The 20,041-nt window shown below is 39.3% G+C and carries 19 protein-coding genes; 1 reads left to right on the top strand and 18 read right to left on the bottom strand.

Annotated elements, in window-relative coordinates:
- Positions 1-11 precede the first annotated feature (11 nt).
- The 9 genes from LKI_RS10325 to LKI_RS10285 all read right to left on the bottom strand — a co-directional run bounded on the left by LKI_RS10325 (position 12) and on the right by LKI_RS10285 (position 11,047).
- Positions 12-980 (bottom strand): asparaginase, encoded by a 969-nt coding sequence (locus LKI_RS10325; protein ID WP_013104102.1) that lies wholly within the window; start codon positions 978-980, stop codon positions 12-14.
- Positions 977-1,768, bottom strand: a complete 792-nt coding sequence (gene recO / locus LKI_RS10320) for a DNA repair protein RecO (RefSeq protein WP_013104101.1) — start codon at positions 1,766-1,768, stop codon at positions 977-979. Before recO ends, LKI_RS10325 begins: the two co-directional genes overlap by 4 nt.
- Before the next feature lie 43 nt (positions 1,769-1,811).
- On the bottom strand, positions 1,812-2,723 hold the full coding sequence (gene era / locus LKI_RS10315; protein ID WP_013104100.1) for a GTPase Era: 912 nt from the start codon (positions 2,721-2,723) through the stop codon (positions 1,812-1,814).
- A gap of 92 nt (positions 2,724-2,815) precedes the next feature.
- Positions 2,816-3,292 carry a diacylglycerol kinase family protein gene (locus LKI_RS10310; protein WP_041762751.1) on the bottom strand — a complete coding sequence of 159 codons (477 nt, stop codon included), beginning with the start codon at positions 3,290-3,292 and terminating at the stop codon, positions 2,816-2,818.
- Positions 3,276-3,758 carry an rRNA maturation RNase YbeY gene (ybeY, locus tag LKI_RS10305; RefSeq protein ID WP_013104098.1) on the bottom strand — a complete coding sequence of 161 codons (483 nt, stop codon included), beginning with the start codon at positions 3,756-3,758 and terminating at the stop codon, positions 3,276-3,278. Before ybeY ends, LKI_RS10310 begins: the two co-directional genes overlap by 17 nt.
- A complete protein-coding gene (locus LKI_RS10300) occupies positions 3,739-4,749 on the bottom strand; it encodes a PhoH family protein (protein ID WP_013104097.1) in 1,011 nt (336 codons plus the stop codon). Before LKI_RS10300 ends, ybeY begins: the two co-directional genes overlap by 20 nt.
- Before the next feature lie 61 nt (positions 4,750-4,810).
- Entirely contained in the window at positions 4,811-6,007 is a 1,197-nt protein-coding gene (locus LKI_RS10295; protein ID WP_013104096.1) for an ammonium transporter, read from the bottom strand.
- Between the two features lie 182 nt (positions 6,008-6,189).
- On the bottom strand, positions 6,190-7,611 hold the full coding sequence (pyk, locus tag LKI_RS10290; protein WP_013104095.1) for a pyruvate kinase: 1,422 nt from the start codon (positions 7,609-7,611) through the stop codon (positions 6,190-6,192).
- A 94-nt stretch (positions 7,612-7,705) separates the two neighbouring features.
- Complete coding sequence (locus tag LKI_RS10285; RefSeq protein WP_013104094.1) at positions 7,706-11,047, bottom strand: DNA polymerase III subunit alpha; 3,342 nt, start codon at positions 11,045-11,047, stop codon at positions 7,706-7,708.
- A 128-nt stretch (positions 11,048-11,175) separates the two neighbouring features.
- Between LKI_RS10285 and LKI_RS10280 the strand changes: the two genes are divergently transcribed.
- A complete protein-coding gene (locus LKI_RS10280; protein ID WP_013104093.1) occupies positions 11,176-11,373 on the top strand; it encodes a YjzD family protein in 198 nt (65 codons plus the stop codon).
- 29 nt (positions 11,374-11,402) lie between these two features.
- On the opposite strand, the gene LKI_RS10275 is transcribed toward LKI_RS10280, so the two are convergent.
- The 9 genes from LKI_RS10275 to LKI_RS10235 all read right to left on the bottom strand — a co-directional run bounded on the left by LKI_RS10275 (position 11,403) and on the right by LKI_RS10235 (position 20,040).
- Positions 11,403-12,284 carry a type I 3-dehydroquinate dehydratase gene (locus tag LKI_RS10275; RefSeq protein ID WP_013104092.1) on the bottom strand — a complete coding sequence of 294 codons (882 nt, stop codon included), beginning with the start codon at positions 12,282-12,284 and terminating at the stop codon, positions 11,403-11,405.
- Positions 12,281-12,835: a hypothetical protein gene (locus tag LKI_RS10270; protein WP_013104091.1), complete on the bottom strand. Its 555-nt coding sequence runs from the start codon at positions 12,833-12,835 to the stop codon at positions 12,281-12,283. The genes LKI_RS10275 and LKI_RS10270 overlap by 4 nt, the downstream gene beginning before the upstream one ends.
- Positions 12,832-13,632, bottom strand: a complete 801-nt coding sequence (locus LKI_RS10265; RefSeq protein WP_013104090.1) for a shikimate kinase — start codon at positions 13,630-13,632, stop codon at positions 12,832-12,834. The genes LKI_RS10270 and LKI_RS10265 overlap by 4 nt, the downstream gene beginning before the upstream one ends.
- Positions 13,625-14,485 carry a prephenate dehydrogenase gene (locus LKI_RS10260; RefSeq protein WP_013104089.1) on the bottom strand — a complete coding sequence of 287 codons (861 nt, stop codon included), beginning with the start codon at positions 14,483-14,485 and terminating at the stop codon, positions 13,625-13,627. Before LKI_RS10260 ends, LKI_RS10265 begins: the two co-directional genes overlap by 8 nt.
- Positions 14,482-15,780, bottom strand: coding sequence for a 3-phosphoshikimate 1-carboxyvinyltransferase (gene aroA / locus LKI_RS10255; protein WP_013104088.1), 1,299 nt, complete (start codon positions 15,778-15,780; stop codon positions 14,482-14,484). Before aroA ends, LKI_RS10260 begins: the two co-directional genes overlap by 4 nt.
- Before the next feature lie 101 nt (positions 15,781-15,881).
- Entirely contained in the window at positions 15,882-17,060 is a 1,179-nt protein-coding gene (gene aroC / locus LKI_RS10250) for a chorismate synthase (RefSeq protein WP_013104087.1), read from the bottom strand.
- 54 nt (positions 17,061-17,114) lie between these two features.
- A complete protein-coding gene (aroB, locus tag LKI_RS10245) occupies positions 17,115-18,176 on the bottom strand; it encodes a 3-dehydroquinate synthase (protein WP_013104086.1) in 1,062 nt (353 codons plus the stop codon).
- A gap of 41 nt (positions 18,177-18,217) precedes the next feature.
- The gene (gene aroF / locus LKI_RS10240) at positions 18,218-19,210 is read right to left on the bottom strand and encodes a 3-deoxy-7-phosphoheptulonate synthase (RefSeq protein WP_013104085.1); all 993 of its coding nucleotides are present in this window, start codon (positions 19,208-19,210) and stop codon (positions 18,218-18,220) included.
- Positions 19,207-20,040 (bottom strand): shikimate dehydrogenase family protein, encoded by an 834-nt coding sequence (locus LKI_RS10235; protein WP_013104084.1) that lies wholly within the window; start codon positions 20,038-20,040, stop codon positions 19,207-19,209. The genes aroF and LKI_RS10235 overlap by 4 nt, the downstream gene beginning before the upstream one ends.
- Between the last annotated feature and the right edge of the window lies 1 nt (position 20,041).

Below are 20,041 nucleotides of genomic sequence, written 5' to 3'. Positions count from 1 at the left end.
TAGGAAATGCCTCATACTTGGTGCAAGTAATCTCGTAAATCTTTATTACTTAATTGGTTATCCAATCCAACAAGTAGCTTTAATCGTGCTTTTTGACCGTTAATGCTAGTTGCAAAAATCGCGCCCGCTTTTTCTAATTGTACGCCGCCACCTAAATAATCATAAACTGGCTCTGCGACACCATTAAAGCTTCTCGATACAATAACAACGGGTATATGACGCGACAAAAGGTAAATAACGCCATTTGCCGCTTCTTTTGATAGGTTACCGGCACCAAGTGCTTCAATGACAATCCCATCAATATTTGAAGCAGCAAGTAATTCTAATAATTGCCCGTCCATTCCGGCATATGCTTTTAAAACAGGAATACTTTTATTAACATGTTCAACTGATAAGACACGACGTTTTGGCAAATCATAAAAATAGATAATTTGTCGCTTGGTCAAAATACCCATAGTACCGCTAATTGGTGAGCCAAAGGTTGCGACATTAGTCGTATGTGTTTTTGTTACAAAACGTGCAGCATGAATTTCATCATTCATGACAATTAGCACACCTCGTCGACGTGAACTGTTATCTGTTGCCACACGTAAAGCAGATTGATAATTGTATAAGCCATCAGAACCCAACTCGTTGGAAGAGCGCATCGCACCCGTGATCACAATTGGAAAATCAACAGATAGCGTACTGTCAAGAAAAAAAGATGTTTCTTCAAGTGTGTCTGTACCATGTGTAATAACAACGCCATCAAAATCATTGCCCGCAGCCAAAATTCTGTGCTGAAGCGCTAACATATGTGTTGGTCCGATATGCTCACTCGGCAAATTAAAAATATTTTCAACGGTTAAGTCCACATCTGAGAGCGACATTTTTGCGCCTGTTAACGGATTTTCAATCCCTGTTTCAACATCCCCGTCTTCATCCTCATGCATGGAAATAGTGCCACCTGTGTGCAATACAAGTATTTTTTTTATTGTCATGATGTCCCCTCTTTTTTTTGACGCGTTTGTTTTAAAGTATTTTGCCACAAGTGCATTTGTTCAATAAATGTTTTTGCGCGTGGCTTTAAACCAACTTGTCTCTCATAAATGTAATCAATCACCCGTTGCAAGCCACGCTTAGTAGTATTTGAAACACTAATTTGATTAATTTGCCTGAGATCAATCACACTAAATTGCCGCAAATAAAACATTGTTTTTTGATCTAACATTAATCGATGATCGTCTAGCTCATAATGCGCTTCTGAAATAATACCATTATATTTTTCTGAATAGTCAAAACGACCATCTGATTGGCCACTAATCGGGTCAACTCGCCAATTTGGGGCTACACCTAATGGTACAAGTAACTGAATTTCAAAGATATTAGCAATGATTTGCGGATCCAGCCCCTCATTTAATTTTTGCAGGGCCAACACTAATTGATTATACCAACGTGTCAAAGGATCTCCCTCTTCAAATATTTCATCGAGCAAGCTAACAATAAGTGCCGCATAAGCGTTTGCTTCAATATCATCCATCAGTCGAGGATAGTTAGTGATATGTTGTATATCATTAATGTAACCGAGTCCTTGATTTCTTTTTGGAAAGGCACCCTCAAATATGACTAATGTATAAGGCTGTGTAGCAGCAGATAAATGAGATTTTGGTCGTTTCGCTCCCCGAGCCAAAAAAGTTCGTAGCCCACCTGTTTCTGTGAGTATACGAACTAGCAAATCATTATCTTTATACTGCCTTGTATATAATACAACCCCGTTAATTACTGTCATAACTTACTCTGATTTACTGTAGGCGACTGGCTTGTAGATTGGATTAATAATCTTCTTTACTATAACCAAGGGATTGGAGAGCTTGTGGTCGATCACGCCAACGAGGCTCAACTTTAACCCAAGTTTCAAGAAAAACTTTATCACCCATTAACCGTTCAATGTCTTTTCGTGCCCGTGTGCCAATATCTTTAATCATAGCACCCTGCTTACCTATGATTATATTTTTTTGCGTTGGCCGTTCCACTATAATAGAAGCTTGAATATGAATTTTTTCTTCATTCTCACGTGAAATTTTATCAATAACAACAGCTACTGAATGAGGAACTTCTTGTCGTGTGAGCTGCAATACCTTTTCACGAATCAATTCACCAATAACGAAACGCTCAGGATGATCTGTTAATTGGTCAGCATCGAAATATTGTGGTCCTTCTTCAAGATTAGCAACAATATTATCTAATAATTCTGGTACATTGTCCCCCTCGCGTGCCGAAATTGGGAAGACCTCTGTCCATCCAGGAGCATCTGTCTGATAACTTGCAATAATAGTTAATAGATCTTGTGGTGAAATTAAATCAACTTTATTAATTAAAAGATAAATTGGTGTATTGCTAACCTCTTGCAAGCGATTAATAATAAAATCATCACCGCGACCTCTTGGCATGCTGGCATCAACCACAAACCAGATAGCGTCTGCTTCATGTAAAGCAGAAAAAGCTGATTTTACCATAAAATCACCTAATGAATTTTGTGGTTTATGTACACCCGGTGTATCGATAAAAACAACTTGCGCTGCATCGGTTGTATAGATACCTTGAATTTTATTACGTGTTGTTTGTGCTTTATCAGACATAATGGCTATTTTTTCGCCAACAATACGATTCAGTAGCGTTGATTTTCCAACATTAGGACGACCAATAATAGCAACGAATCCTGATTTGAATTGTGTTTCTGTCATAATACATGCGGCGCCTAGGCCGACTTTTCTCCTATACTAAAGAAACGTCAATCGTTTCTTAGAACAATACAATTACTTTATCTGATAATAACTTACTTTTGAAATTGATGCAGTAAATCAGAAAAATTAGTGACAATACCAAATTGGCGCCAAACATATGGCTGAAAAATAATCAGTAAAATGATAATCTCAACACCAACTGCTACTAATACAGCACCTGCTGCGACATCTTTAGCAAGTTTTGCCAATGGATGATATTTTTTTTCGACAACCAGGTCAACAACTGCCTCAATGATAGTATTTAAAAATTCACTAAAAATGACAATGAAAATTGCCATCGTGACCCATAGCCAATCCGCACGATATAACCCGTAATGCAAACCAGCAACTAGAATCATGAATGCAAGTACAATATGGATTCTCATATTGCGCTCACGAACCAAAATCATCCAAATACCATTCAATGAATTACGCATTGCCTTAAAAAAGTTGCCATTGCGATCAGTTTGTTTCGCCACGTGATCAGGCACATCTTCTAATTTTGTTCGCTCATTATCTCTTGAGGCCATAATCATCCAAAATCTTTCGTTGTAAATCAAACATTTCTTTTTCTTCTGCATCACCAAGCATATGATCATAACCATTTAAGTGCAAAAAGCCATGCACGACTAGGAAGCCAAGTTCACGTTCATAACTATGACCTAAGTAAGTCGCTTGCGAAGCAATAACATCCACGGATACTAAAATATCGCCAATATTTTTAGCAATATCATTAGCCCACTCTTGATCTGGTAAGATATCAAAATCATCTTCTCCTTCTTCAATTGCAAAGCTAATGACATCTGTTGGTTTGTCAACACCACGATATTGACGATTATACTGTTGGATTTCGTCATTGTTAACAAACGTCACAGACATTTCTGTGTTGTCTGGTAGTTTTAAAAATGTCCCCGAAAAGTTCAAAATAGCGTTAACTAAATCCTGATGATACTGGCTCACGCCTTTGCTCGTTTGGTCAATTATTGCCAAATCCATTGATTCCTTGCTCCTTTTTTAATGCTGCCAATTTTGTTTCCGCAGCGTCATAAGCGTTGACAATGAGACCAACCACAGGGTGACGTACAACATCAGCACTACTGAAATTAACAAAAGACATACGATTGACATCTTTCAATATGCGTTGTGCCGAAATAAGTCCTGATTTCGCACCTCTAGGTAAATCAATTTGTGAAATATCACCGTTCACAATCATTTTTGAACCAAATCCAAAACGCGTGAGAAACATTTTCATCTGTTGGTTAGTCGTATTTTGTGCTTCATCTAAAATAATAAATGCATCATCTAAAGTTCGACCACGCATGTAGGCTAACGGTGCAATTTCTATCACACCACGATCCATTAACCGTTGTGTTTGTTCTGCACCAACAATTGCATTCATCGCATCATATATTGGCCTGAGGTAAGGATCAACTTTTTCTTTAAGATCTCCTGGTAAAAATCCCAGTGATTCACCGGCTTCAACTGCTGGTCGTGTAATGATAATACGCTCAACCTCACCTCGTTTCAACGAGGAAATGGCCATCACAACAGCGAGGTAAGTTTTACCAGTGCCAGCAGGTCCAATCCCAAAAGTAATATCATTTTTTCGAATGGCTTGCACATATTGTCGTTGACCAAAATTTTTAACCCGAACCGCGCGTCCCTTATTATCTCTAATGAGCGTTTCAGAATACAGGTCTCCAAAATAATCAAGCGTGCCACGCTGTGCCATTGTCACAGCACTAACAACATCCGTTGGCGAAATATTAATTTGATGCTTGATCAAGTTGGTTAATTCTTGTAACACAGCGTGAGCCAAATGAACTTTGTCTTCATCTCCAGAAATTGTCATCTGATCGCCACGTGCATGTAATTGAATACTGAGGCCCTCTTCTATCAAACGTAAAAAGCTATCATTGACACCAATAAGCTTTGTTTGTTGTTCTGCATTCTCAAATGTAAATATTTGCTGTATTTGTGCTGACAAATTACAGATCCCCTTTATCGTGTTTCTTTTAATTTTAACACAAAAAACGGGCCCATGCCCGTCATTCAACCGTTAAATCATGTAAAATAGCGTCATAACCCTTCTCTTCTTCTATTGCTGACAATCGTAATGGTGATGCTATGATCGCTGTAATTTTTGCTAGGATCAGCGTACCAATTGCAGCAAATGCGACTGTAAACAGAACAGCAACTAATTGCTTCCAAACTAATGACAGATTACCATTAACTAAACCAGCGACACCGCCGATATTTTTATCTGCAAACACACCAGTTAAAATGGCACCAACAGCACCACCGATACCATGAATGCCAAAGGCATCTAGCGTATCATCGTAGCCAAAACTACTTTTAACAAACGTAATCCCTGCAAATCCTATAATTCCTGCAAGTAACCCCATGATAACCGCAGACCAAGGTGCCACAAACCCTGCAGCAGGTGTAATGACTACTAAGCCGGCAACACCCCCGCTAGTTATACCAGCTAGTGTGACTCTACCATGCGTTTTGTATTCTGCAAGCCCCCATGTCAGTACACTCACGGCTGAGGCTAACCAAGTGTTAACCAATGCCAACACAGCTGTCCCATTTGCAGCCAAAGCAGACCCTGAATTAAAGCCAAACCAACCCACCCAGAGTAATGCGCCACCAATCAAAACATATGATGGTCTAACTGGAATATGTTTATCATTGTGTCGATGCCCAATCAGCAGCGCTAATACCAAACCAGTTACACCACTTGAGATGTGGACAACAGTACCACCAGCAAAATCAATCGCACCCATCTTTGCCAATAAACCGCCACCCCAAACCATATGTGCCAGAGGAGAATAGACGGTAATTAACCATAAAATAATAAACACAATCATAGCCTTAATTTTCATTCGACCAATGACAGATCCAGTAATAATAGCTGCTGTTATGATTGGAAACATGCCCTGAAATAAAGCAAAAGCGCCATCTGGAATCGTCAGTGATTTAGTAGAATTTGTAAACGAAACATGAGTTAAAAACAGATGTTTAAAATTACCGATGAGATTACCATTACCACCAAAAGCTAACGAATAACCAACCAAGAACCACGTTAATGAAGCAATACCAATAATTAAAACTGGAATAAACATCGTATGTAACAAATTACGTTTTTCGCCTAAACCACCATAAAAGAGCGCCAATCCTGGTGTCATTAACCAAACCAAAGCCGAAGATATCAACACCCAAGCCAAATCACCTGTATTCATAACAAAACTCCTCTTTACTTATTGGTACTATCATATCAGGTATACCAATTTTAGTGTTTTATTTATGATAGGTTCTATGACACTATGGAATAATCAATTAACATATAAAAACGACTACTTCTAGTGAAGAAGTAGTCGTTTAAGACTTAACCCATAAATCAGGTGAAATTTTTAAGTAAACGTTATACTGTTTGAACAGTAATCATGTTTGTTGTTCCTGATTGTGACATTGGCACACCAGCAGCAATAACAATTGTATCACCAGAGTTAGCCAAGCCTTGTTCCTTAACAGCTGTCTTAGCTAATGCAATCATCTCATCGATTGTTGCAGGTGCGTCATATACAACTGGCACCACACCGTAATTCAAAGTCAAACCACGTTGTACACGTTCTGAATAAGTAACGGCTAATACGTTAACATCAGGACGATGTTTTGAAACCATACGAGCCGTGTAGCCTGAATTTGTTGACACAACAACAGCCTTAGCACCTACACTGCGCGAAATACGTGTTACAGCAGACGCAACTGATTCAGTAGCACTTGATTCATCAAACAAAATGTCTTGATGACGGCCATTTTCACGTAATGACGTTTCAGCTTTTTCATTGATAGCAGCCATTGTAGCAACAGCTTCAACAGGATAATCACCATTGGCTGATTCCCCTGATAGCATTGTTGCATCAGTACCATCAAAGACAGCGTTGGCAACATCGGAAGCTTCGGCACGCGTAGGGCGTGGATTTTCTTCCATTGAATCAAGCATCTGAGTTGCCGTAATAACTGGCAGACCAAACTTGTTCATCTTACGAATCATGTCTTTTTGAACCAAAGGCACATTTTCGGCAGGAATTTCAACACCCATGTCACCACGTGGCACCATCAAAGCATCTGAAACTTCAAGAATTGCATCAAGGTTATCAATACCTTCTTGTGACTCAATCTTTGGAATGATTTGCACGTGTTCCATGTTCTTTTCTTTCAACAATGCACGAATTTCAAGCACGTCTTCAGGCTTACGAACAAATGAAGCTGCAATATAATTAATTTCGTGGTCTAACCCAAAACGAATATCATCAGCATCTTTTTCGGTGATTCCAGGCAAGTTAATTGACACACCAGGTGCATTAACGCCCTTACGTGAACCTAAGATACCATCGTTATCAATACGCACAACAAGTTCACGATTGGCTACGTCCTTTTCAAGAACAGTTGTGCCAAGCAAACCATCATCGAACAAAACTTGTCCGCCTTCATTAACATCATCAAACAAACCGGCATAGGTAACAGCAATCTTTTCCTTTGTGCCTTCAAGGTTTTCATCCATTGCAATGCGCAATGTGTCCCCTGTATGGAACTCAATCTTACCATCAGCTTGCTTTGTTGTACGGATTTCTGCACCCTTTGTGTCCAACAAAATACCAACTGTTTTACCAGTGATTTTTTCAGCTTCGTGAACTGCGTTCATACGACCTAAATGTTCTTCGTGATCACCGTGTGAGAAGTTAAAACGGAATACATTCGCACCCGCTTGAATCAACTTGACGATTGTTTCGACATCAGATGATGACGGACCAAGTGTTGAGACGATTTTCGTCTTTTTCATGGTTAAATAGCTCCTTAGTTATCTTGGTTGTTGCTTGTGCAACTCTACCCAAACTCTATTTTATACATTATTACTTGTTTACACAAGCCTAATATTAACGACTTCTGCGGAACACAATATTATCGTTCCCTAGTAATGGCGCCAATTCAATAATGACAGCGGTTTCATCACTCATCCAAAATTTCGCATCAAGATTCTGATTGCGATCGTTTTTTTGCCAGTGAATAACAACAGGATTATGACCATGATATTTTTTCAGAACAGCAATCACATCCTGCCGATTTTCAACCGTATCATGTGTGTCATCGAACCTCAAAAACCAAGTCCCTTTCATTAGCGATTGAACGTTTGGAGCCAAACTAATTTGATTGGCAATAACTGATAGTTTATCGTTATAACGATCCACTTTACCAGCAATCTGAACAACGGATCCTACTTTTAATAAATCACTAACTTTGACTAATAAATGACTAAAAATGGTGACACTGATACTACCTGTCATATCAGATACTGTGATAAAAGCCATTTCTTCACCCTTTTTTGTACGGGTCTTGCGTATATTATCAACAAGCGCAATGACTGTTATCATTTGATTTTTTTGCGTGAAATCTACTATCTGCTGAAAATGTTGTGTCGTTATCATTTCCAAATAACTGTCCAGCGGATGCCCAGATAAATTAACGCCAATCACATCTTTTTCGTGTGCTAATTTTTCAGTTGAAGAAAACTCAGCTACTTTTTTGATTTTAGTTTCATTTAAAATGAGATCTCCAAAACTGGCAGCCTCGATCAAATCATCAAGCGCACTAATTAACTCTGCTCGATTATACCCAAAAGCGTCTAATGCACCAGCATAAACAAGTTGAATCAAAATATCATGCTTACGAAACTTATCTGGCAAACGACGTACAAACGATTGAAAGGATTGAAACTCGCCATTATTTTGCCGTTCCTCTAGCAACGTTGTCACAAAATCAGTTCGCACACCTCGAATATTATTTAACCCCATTTGTAGCGTTTGATTATCTGATGTCCAAAATCGCTGTGACCGATTGATACTTGGCGGTTTAACAGTAATACCACGTGATTTTGCAGCCGTGACATAGCGACGTACTTTATCAGGTGAACCCAAATTAGCATTCAATACCGCAGTAAAGAAAGCAACGGGATAATGTGCTTTCATGTAGGCGAGTTCAAAAGATAACTTACTATATGCAACGGCATGAGATCTATTAAATCCATAATTTGCGAATTCATCAATATAAGCAAAAATCTGTTCGGCTTGTTTAGCATCATGCCCTAATGATACAGCACCTGTAACAAACTGTTTATGCATTGCAGTCATTTTTTCAAGTTTTTTCTTAGACATCGCACTGCGTAAAATATCAGCTTCCCCTAAAGTGAATCCAGCATACGCTTCAGCGACCAACATCACTTGTTCTTGATAAACAATAATACCAAACGTTGGCGCTAAAATTGTCTTCAAACTGGCATCTAGCATGGTGACATTTTCAAGACCATGACGCCGCTTAATAAATGTCTCAATATTACGACTAGGTCCTGGACGATACAATGCATTAACTGCTACAATATGTTCAAAAGTAGCAGGCTTTAATTGCCGTAAAACATTTTTAATACCTGGTGATTCAAACTGAAAAATACCATCTGTATCACCTGCGGCGTATAAATCCAGTGTCTTTTCGTCGTCAAGTGGCACATCGCTAATATTGAAATATTCAGGCAAATTTGCTTTTGCCACATAGAGTGTTTGTGCCAAAATAGATAAATTAGATAGCCCTAACACATCAATTTTAAGCAATCCTAAAGCTTCTACTGGATTTTTTTCAAATTGTGTTAGCAAACGGTCATCCGTTCCCGATTGCACGGGCAATGTTTTAACCAGTACATCTGCGCTCAATACGACTCCTGCAGCATGAGTGGAGTAATTACGGGGCAACCCTTCAATTTGCTGAGCAACTTTCAATAACAGATCACCATTTTCAATGGTTGACAGTGTATTTTTCAGATTATCTGATGATTCCAGTGCATCTTGAATGGACACTTTACGCCCCTGCTTAGGTTGCGGAATCGCACGACTAATACGACTCATCATGGCTTGTGATACGCCGAATACTCGGGCCGTATCTCGCAGTGCTTGTTTAGCAGCCAAGGTGCCAAATGTTATAATTTGGGCAAAATTTCGCTGTCCATACTTATCATGTAGGTACGTTAATATTGCTTCGCGTTTATTGTCTGGCCAGTCAATATCAATGTCAGGCATTTGAACACGATCTGGGTTTAAAAAGCGCTCAAAAAGCAATCCAAATTGCAGTGGATCAACATCAGTAATACCTAACGCATAGGCCACTAAAGAACCCGCCGCAGATCCACGTCCCGCGCCCATTTGAATATTTTTTTGGTGCGCAAAATTAACAATATCCCACACAATCAAAAAATAATCATTGAATCCTAAGTGATTAATAACTTGTAATTCGTGCTTGAGTCGTTTGCTATAATGATCTTCTGGTAATTTTCTTCCTTTAAGGCGATTTGATAACCCTTTTTCAGAAATAAATTGTAGGTATTCGCCAGAGGTTTGTTCAGAATTTGGTAATTCAAATGACGGCAATGAGGCTGTTTGTTTGAACATAATATCAACATGACTTTTTGAAACAAGTTGTTCATTATGCTGATAAGCCATTTTTAGCGCATCTGTTGTTAAATAAGCTGCCTTAACTTGGTTCAGATCTTCTAAAGTGTGTGTTCCTAATTGTTGTGATAATACTTTGACACCATCTAATTGTGCATTGGCATCAATTGCTTTTAACACCTGTGTTGTAAAAGCATCATCAGGATTAAGATAATCTATATCATCCAACGCAATTAATCGTGCTTGATTGGCAAGACTGAAGTTCACTAAACGTGATTGAATTTGTGGTGCCAAACTGGGATTAATTCCCAAGTATACATTTTCTGGCTTTATTTTAGTCGTTAAATCTTGCCAGTAGTCAGTTGCATCATCATATTCAGCCGCAATAAATTGTGCTAATTCACTATCTTGCGACAAAATGACATTGATACCATCTAAGTGATCAGCAATAATTGTCAAGGTCATGTCTGATGATTTACTGGTCATTTTAGCAGACGAAATCCACATTAAATTTTGGTAACCCGCTTGATTTTCAGCAATTAGTAAAACTGGGAAAGTCGTTGCTGTGTTTACCAATCCATTAATGAGCAATGTCAGACCAAACAATGGCTTGATGCCGTATTTTCTAGCTGTTTGATAAAAGTCAACTGCACCATACATGACATTAATGTCTGTTAGAGCCACTGCTTCATAGTGTCTCTCTTTAGCTACTTGAATAATTTGTTCAATTGTATTCGGATTTTTTAATAAGCTATAAGCGCTCAAAATTTGTAAAGGTGCGTACATTGGTCCTCCACTAACCCTCATATTAGAGATGCGAAAATTTGTTCCCTTTAATTATACACGAAAAAATTTTAAAAAGGTTGCGATTTTTCATAAAAAGCGTATGATAGTTTTGTAAAGAGGTGAAACTTATGAAATTTATTACTGTCGCTGTTTGGTCAGTTATTTACGGTGAAATTTTGGGATATATCGTTTCTCAATTAACTGGTGTTACTTATTCCTTCTTAACTGTTGCTATTGTGACACTCATCATTGGAGAAATCTCAATGTTTGCAATTCCAACACTTTCAGGATCAGCTGCACCAAAAAAAGTTTCAACTGAAAAATAAAAAAAACGTGAAATTAATTTCACGTTTTTTTATTGCCATGCTGCCAGTAATTGACTAATTTTAAGCTGACCAGGCGCACTTGGTAACGCCGTATCCAGTGTTGCAAAAGTCATTTCCGAACCATAAGTATAACCCTCAATCCGTGAACGGCGACCTAGATCACCCATGCTCATTGTGATCAACGGTTGCTTAACTGTTACCGCACGTGTGTCATCTAAGAGACGTTGCACGTCTTGCTCATTTTTAGGTGTCACAGCTAATTTGATAATATCCGCATCACTTTGTGCCATATCTTGAATAAAAGCTGCCACATCTGGTGTCTGTTCAAAATCGTGATAAGACAAAATAACTGGGACGCCAACTTGTTGTGCTGTCGCTATAATTTTGTCGCGTAAATCACTATCTAAGGTATATTCGATATCAACAGCCGTAAAATGGTAACCGGAACGCAGCGCTGTCACAATAAAAGTTGCATATGCAACGGGTGACATCTCACCTAATCCCCCTTGAGATTGTGTTCGATAAGTTAGAATAATCGGAAAACTACCAATCGTATTAAACACAGAACCTGTTAACTCTTTTATGATTTGCGCATTCATAGCTGGCCAGTTGACGTTAAATTCTTGTTGTGCTTTGTCCATTTCTGCAAGCATTTTAGCCTCAGTCATAGCTGTGAGCTTTTTTTGTGTAAGTTCAGCTTGTGCGCCCATTCTAACTTGTTGCCACATCACAGCTTGACTAAAATCATCAGCAATATAATCTGCTCGCCATTCAACAATATCTGGATTCTGTTCTTGTAATTGATTGGCAAAAGGCGTCAACTTATCAGTTGGTCCTAACGTTAAAGGCACAGCAATAATCGGCTTATTGTTGATACTGTTGGGTAATTGAAGGACTTCTCGTAGTGTCATTTTATTTGATACACAACCCAAATCATTTGTGGCGCTAATTGCTGCCTAATATGATACTTTGGATTTTCACTTTCTGGTAGTTTGAAAAATTGTTTTTCTGATACAATTGTAAACCGATTTTGGTCATTTATAAAGTCTGACATCGCAACTGGCTTGCTAGTTGAATAAATAATAGAGGGACCCCACGCATTATCTAGCTGATTGATTCTTAAATATTGCTGCAACAAGCCCTCTGTCGCTGCATGAATAATAGCCACATTACGTTGATATGATACATTTTCAATTAAACTCATTGGCATAAGTGGCAATGAAAAAGTTGAAATAATATCTAATCGTGCCCATTCTAAATAATTGATGTCTGCCCAATTCAAATTAGGTACTTGATTAGACTTAAACGCCACTGGCATGATGATTTGTTCGCCAGTATAGTCGTCTAAATGTGTTAATATTTCTTCAAAACTTTGATGTAACACCAACTTCTCATGCGTCGCATAATATTGTGCCGCCAGTTGAGAGTCTGTTCCCACTGGTCCTAATGTATGTAGTTTCATCGTTTTAATTGTTCGTTTTCTTTATTAATGGCAGAGGTGGTCAATATTGACATAATTTGATCAATCATCTCATCTGTAATGTCTTTAGAGTCCTCAAAATCATATTTGAGTAACTCACGCATTTTCAACATACGCGGCTGTTGAACCGTTTTCATATCAAACTTTTTCTTATATTGCGCGACCGATGACACAACCTGCATACGTTTTTCTATCAGTTGAAAAATTTGACGATCGAAAGCATCAATTTCAGATCGCAATTGTAATAAAGCTAACTCATCTTCGTTTGAGCTAAAAAGTGCCACAATCTCAGCAGCAATGCGCTCAGGTGTTTTACCCACTGTTTCAACTGTAAAATTAGCAATACGTTGGTATTTTGGATCGCGTTGTTGCCATAAGTTGAAAAAATCGACCGCTGATTTTTCTTGTAGTAGCGGACGTTGCCCTTCCAACAATAAGCGACTAATTGTACTTTCCAAATTGCCGTGTAAATAAATAACTGTCGCTGGTGACTGTTCTAATATAGCTAAATTTTCACTTCTTTCAACAACACCACCACCAGTAGCCACAATACCATTAAAAGTTTGAACTTCTGATAAAACCTGCGTTTCTAGTTCACGAAATCCAGCTTCACCACGCGCAACAAATATTTCTGCAATAGATTGGTTCGCCAAGCGTTCTATTTCTGAGTCAACATCTATAAACAACGATTGATGTTGTCGCGCTATTTCTCGCCCTACCGTTGTCTTACCAGCACCCATAAATCCGACAAGCATTAGGGTTTTTGGTTCTTTAATCATTATTTTCCCTTCCTAATAATCGCTGACGTGATGTTTGAGCGGCATGAATCAATGCAGTGAGATTAGCTACATCATCTGAAATCAATGCCTGATTAAACGCTTCTAATTCAGCTATCAGCGCTTGATTATTTGCCATGACACTTGCTTTATTACTCAATAATATATCTGTCCAAAGGTTAGGATCACTTTCAGCAATACGTGTTGTATCTTTAAAGCCACCAGCAACATATTGACCAAAACCTTCTGAAGGTCCTAACTGTTTAACCGCAGCGTTCATCAATGCAAACGCGGCAATATGGGGTACATCACTAATCATTGCCATCAAATCATCATGTGTTGTCACATCCATTGCTGTAAAATGAGCCTGAATTGGTGCTAAGATCTTTTTTAATTGATTTACGCGCTGTTTTCCGATTGGGTTTGGCATTAAAAAATAAGGCGTGCCTACATATAATAAAGCATCTGCGTACGCAACACCGCTTTTGTGCGTGCCAGCCATGGCATGTCCACCAATGAATGCGACATGCTGCAACTCTGAATTAGCGATAGCCATAATTTCGTTTTTGGTCGAACCAGTATCCGTCACAATGACGTGAGATTTGAGAAGCATTTTCGACAATATTTTCATCGTTTGTTTGATGATTGAAACCGGTGTGGCTAAAACAATCACATCAGCTTGCCCTGCAACAGCCACAATGTCATCAGTAACTTCAGACACAATATTATTTTTTAAAGCAGCCTGTCGTGTCACAGCTTTTGCATCGACACCAATGACACGATTATCATGTTGCTGGTTTAAAACCATTGCTAGCGAAGCGCCCATTTCACCCAAACCTTGAACCACAATATTCATATCATCACCCGAGACAAGTTTTCCAGGAATCCAGGATACGAGACACTAATCGCATCTTCGCCTGTCAACACGACATCCCCGCCAGTCGTTATCAATGCTGCAATCGCATTCATCATACCAATACGATGATCACCATGTGATGTTAATAGGGCGGATTCATTTGTCACATGTAATGGCGTACCACCATGAATAATCATCCCATCTTCTAAAGCTTCAATATTTGCACCTAATTTAGTTAACTCACTAATCACGGTTGCAATACGGTCTGTTTCCTTAACACGTAGTTCCCCAGCGCCAGTAATCGTTGTATCACCTTGCGCCTGAGTCGCGGCCAAAGCTATGATAGGCAGTTCATCGACTGAACTCGGAATATCCTTTTCAGTAATATCAATACCTTTCAATTGTTGTGCCTCAATCGTAATATCTGCAAATGGTTCACCATTCACGTTAATATTCGACATGACAATATTTGCACCCATGCGTTTTAATAATTGTAAAACACCATCTCGCGTTTTGTTGATGCCAACTTTTTTAATTGTTAATTTTGAATTAGGTGTAATCAATCCAGCAACTATGAAAAAGGCAGCACTGGAAATATCTGAAGGTACTATCACATGTTGCCCTGTCAAATGTTGATGCTTCGTTACAGAAACCCTACCATCTTTAACCGTTATCGTGCCACCAAATTGCCGTAACATGCGTTCAGTATGATCGCGTGAAGGTATTTTTTCGATGATGGTTGTCACACCCTCTGCTTGTATGCCCGCCAGTAAGATAGCACTTTTAACTTGCGCAGATGCAACTGGCATCTCATAGGTGATACCAGTTACCTGAGAATTCGCATAAATCACACCTGGTAGTGTATCATTTTCAGATAACCTAATATCAGCACCCATGAGTGCTAAAGGCGTCAAGACACGTTTCATTGGTCTACGACTCAAAGACTCATCCCCAACAATATGAATATTAAATGGCTGTCGGCTTAATAGACCCATTAATAGCCGTGTAGACGTCCCTGAATTGCCCATGTCAAGGGCTTTTTGAGGTTGAGTAAAGTGTTCACTTCCTCGGCCGATAACACGAACATGCTTCCCGTGTTGATCAATCGTCACGCCTAGTTCACGGAAAACAGCCATCGTGTGTAAAACATCATCAGACACCAAAAAGTTCTCTATTTCGGTCACACCTTGAGCAATCGCGCCAAACATTAATGCCCGGTGAGATATGGATTTGTCCCCTGGAACGGTCATCGTGCCACGAAGACCTGTACTTTGAGCACGCATTAATTTAATCATTTGCATTTTTCCTTATTGTTCATGACATCATATTTGGATAACTCGAAGACATATGACATCCATGTCAGCCAAAATTATCTTTCTATTGCACAACTTAACTTTTAAAATGAGCGAATTTCTTCACGATATTGTGCAACCTGCTCTTTCATACGATCAATGTTATCCGAATCAAACTTATCCAAAATTGACTTGGCTAATTCGATTGCTACCATGGCCTCTGCAATAACAGCTGCCGCTGTGACAGCCGTCGTGTCGGAGCGTTCAATGGAAGCACGGTGTTCCTGATGTGTATCAATATCAACGGATTTCATTGGCCGATATAATGTTGGAATTGGTTTGACGACACCACGTACAAGAATAGCCTCACCAGTTGTCATCCCGCCTTCAAAACCGCCTAAATTGTCTGTACCACGATAAAACCCCTTGGTTGCGTCCCAAAAAATTTCATCCATAATTTCATCACCATATTTCTCAGAATTGTCAAAACCACCACCAAATTGGACACCTTTAAAGGCATTAATACCAACAATGGCACGTGCAATTTTACCATCCAGCTTCTCATTGGCAGACACATATGACCCCAGACCCACAGGCATCCCTGTGGCAATGACTTGCACTTGTCCACCAACTGTATTAGCATCTCTTTTTGCCTTATCAATGACATCACGCATCGCAGCATCAGCTGTAGCATCTAAAGCACGCGTTTCAAAATTCTCAGTCACTTCACGTAATTCTTGTAAATTTTTATATTGAGTAAGCGTGCCCAAATCAGATTTTGCTGGTCCAATATTGACCACGAAGCCATGGACATCGACACCAATTTCAGCCAAAATTTTTTTTGCAACAGCCCCCACGGCCACACGCATTGTTGTTTCCCGAGCAGATGAACGTTCTAATACATTTCTTAGATCATTCTGATGACGATACTTCATACCGCCTACCAGATCAGCATGACCTGGTCGTGGTCGTAACACTTTACGCAATGTGTTTTCAGATGTTGCCACGTCATTAGGCGCCATGATTTTAGACCAACTATTGTGATCATCGTTATGAACATTTAAAGTTATTGGCGAACCTAATGTCATTTGATGGCGCACCCCAGTTAAAAAGGTGACCGTATCCGTTTCAATCTTTTGTCTTTCGCCACGACCATATCCATGCTGACGACGCGATAATTGTTCATTAATATCTTCTTGTGTGATATGCAAACCCGAAGGCACACCCTCAATAATTGCAATTTCTTCTGGACCATGGCTTTCGCCAGCAGTTGTATAACGCATAAGTCTTTTTTGTGCGAGACAAGATTAAACTATACTCACACTTTCCTTTCTAAATTATCCTATAAATTCCGGCATATCACTTACTTTTTTCAGAATCAATGTCGGTTTACCAATCGATTCTAGTGCAACGAGATTTAATACACCACCATGGTTCTTTTTATCATTAATTAATCGCTCAAAAAAATCAGGCGTTCCAATTAACTGTGAATCAGTTGGCAAACCAACCACCTCTAAGCGTTGCTTTAACGCCACAGTTAACTCATTTTTTGATATGCCATCGCGCGCCATACGCGAAGTCATTGCAACCATACCAATAGCTACCGCTTCACCATGTCGCAACTCGCCACGCGCAATGAGTTCAATAGCATGTCCAATCGTATGTCCAAAATTAAGATATTGACGCTGACCTGCTTCCTTTTCATCAGCCATGACAATTTTTGCTTTATAAGCAATTGCACGCTTTGATAGTTCTTGTGCGTTCACACGAATATCTAATATTGATTGTATTTTACCAGTAAACTCAAAAAAATCTGAGCTATCAAGTGCCGACGTTTTAACAACTTCGCCATACCCTTCGACCAAATCCCGATCAGTCAATGTATCCAAGTAAGAGCTATCAACTAAAACTAAATCTGGTTGATAAAACGTGCCAGCAATATTCTTTGTCTGACCTAAATTGACAGCCGTTTTCCCACCAACCGAAGAATCAACTTGTGCAGTCAGTGATGTGGCAATTTGAATAAAGGCAATGCCTCTCATATAAAGTGACGCCACAACGCCACCTAAATCACCAATAACACCCCCACCTAGAGCAATTAAGCCATCTCCACGGGTAAATCCAGCTTCCGCCATTTGCGAGATGAGTTCGCCAGCCACCACTAAGGACTTTGACGTTTCACCAGCAGGCACCTGTAAAGGTAACACATCAAATCCAGCTTGTTCTAGCTGTTTTTGAGTATCAATTAAATACAGCGGACCAACATGGCTATCCGTTATTAAAGCAACCTTACGCGGCGACCAAACATCAGCAATCTCTTTGCCAATTCTATGATGTAGCTGGGAATTAATTTTAACATCGTAAGTCTTGTTATCAAATGATACATGTACCGTTGTCATCATGTTTCCTTTCTAACTCATTCATCATAGCTTGAGGCATACTATTGTACGATTTGATGAATCTGTTTCACTTTTTCAGTTAATTGTATAAATTCAGATGGTGTTAATGCTTGCGCGCCATCCACAAAAGCATGCTCAGGATCGTCATGTATTTCCGTCATAAGTCCCTGACTACCAGCAGCAGTAGCTGCTAACGCTAAAGGTGACACGAATTTTGCAACACCTGAAGCATGTGATGCATCAGCAATCACTGGGTAATGTGTCATACTTTGTAAAACAGGAATGGCTGAAACATCCAGCGTATTTCGTGTATATTTATTATCGTAAGTACGGATACCACGTTCCATTAACATGATCTGATGATTACCACCTGCAGCGATATATTCTGCTGCATTTAAAAAATCATCAATCGTGGCTGACATACCGCGTTTCAGAATCACTGGTTTGCGTTTTTGCCCCAAAGCCTTTAGTAGGGCAAAGTTTTGCATATTACGCGTGCCAACTTGGAAAATATCAGTGTATGAATCAACTAACTCAACATCCTGTGTATCTAATATTTCAGTTACCATATCCATACCTAACGTGTCAGCAGCAGCACGATGCGCCTTTAGACCTACCTCACCATTGCCTTGAAAAGAATAAGGTGATGTCCGTGGCTTAAAAGCACCACCACGTAAAATTGTAGCACCAGCTGATTTAACTTGTCGACCCATATCGAGAACATGTTCTGGACTTTCAATTGAATCGGGTCCAGCCATAAATACAAAATGATCTCCGCCAATAATTGTGTGCTTTGTTTTGATAATTGTATCTTCAGGGTGGAACGAACGAGATGATACAATTGCAGAATGATGATTTGTGATTATCTCAACAACATCTTGTGATATTTCTTTCAAAGTTTTCTCTGGTAAAATTTTTATACCCGCCAAAGCAACACGGTTATTGTGTACATAGACTGGTTTAATGGGATCTTTTGTATCGAGCTTCTCAGCAATTTTTTGTGCAATAGTATTGTTTTTTGTGACTAAAATCATATTATTTTTCCTTCTATGGCTTGTGCCATTAGTTGTCGATCTGCAGGTTGATTGAACCAAAACTCAAAACTTAAGGCGCCTTGCCCAACTAACATTGGCAAACCATTTTGTGTGAGTAAGTTACGCTTACTAGCTGCTTTTAATAATCCTGTTTCCCGGTTACGGTAAATCATATCAACCACTAACGCGTACTGCGGTAACAACCCAATTTGATACTCTGTTAATAACGTCCTAGCATCATTCATACCTACTGTCGTTGCATTAATCAATAAATCCGCTTGCTGCAGCGCTGACGTCAATGAGCGATTATCTGATAAATCTGCCAGCTGACCAATGCCATGACTCAAATACGCTACCTCTGTTTCGCGTTGAGACCAGTTACCATGTGGTCGATTAAATGCTGTTAATCGACGAACACCATATTGTTGTGCCGTGGCAATAACGGCACGAGCAGCGCCACCAGTGCCTAAGATAACAACATTTTCATGTGGTTGATTAGGATTGATACTCTGCCAAAAGCCGTCGCCATCCGTACTTGTACCAACCAAATGACCATTTATATTCTTAACTGTGTTCACTGCATGTAAGCGCTGTGCTAATGGTGTTAATTCATCCAAATAGGTGATGATTTCTGATTTATACGGGGTGGACACATTGAATCCACCAACCCTTAATACACGTAACCCAGTGACAGCTGCTGCTAAATTTTCAGGTACAACATCAAAAGTATGATAATAAGCTTCAATTTGTCGTTGAGACATCATTATATTTTGCATAACAGGCGATTGCGAATGGCCTGCTGGATGTGCCACTAAACCATATATTGCCATT

It is taken from the genome of Leuconostoc kimchii IMSNU 11154, assembly GCF_000092505.1.
GTDB classification, from domain to species: domain Bacteria; phylum Bacillota; class Bacilli; order Lactobacillales; family Lactobacillaceae; genus Leuconostoc; species Leuconostoc kimchii.
This window is presented reverse-complemented; position numbering and strand designations above follow the sequence as displayed.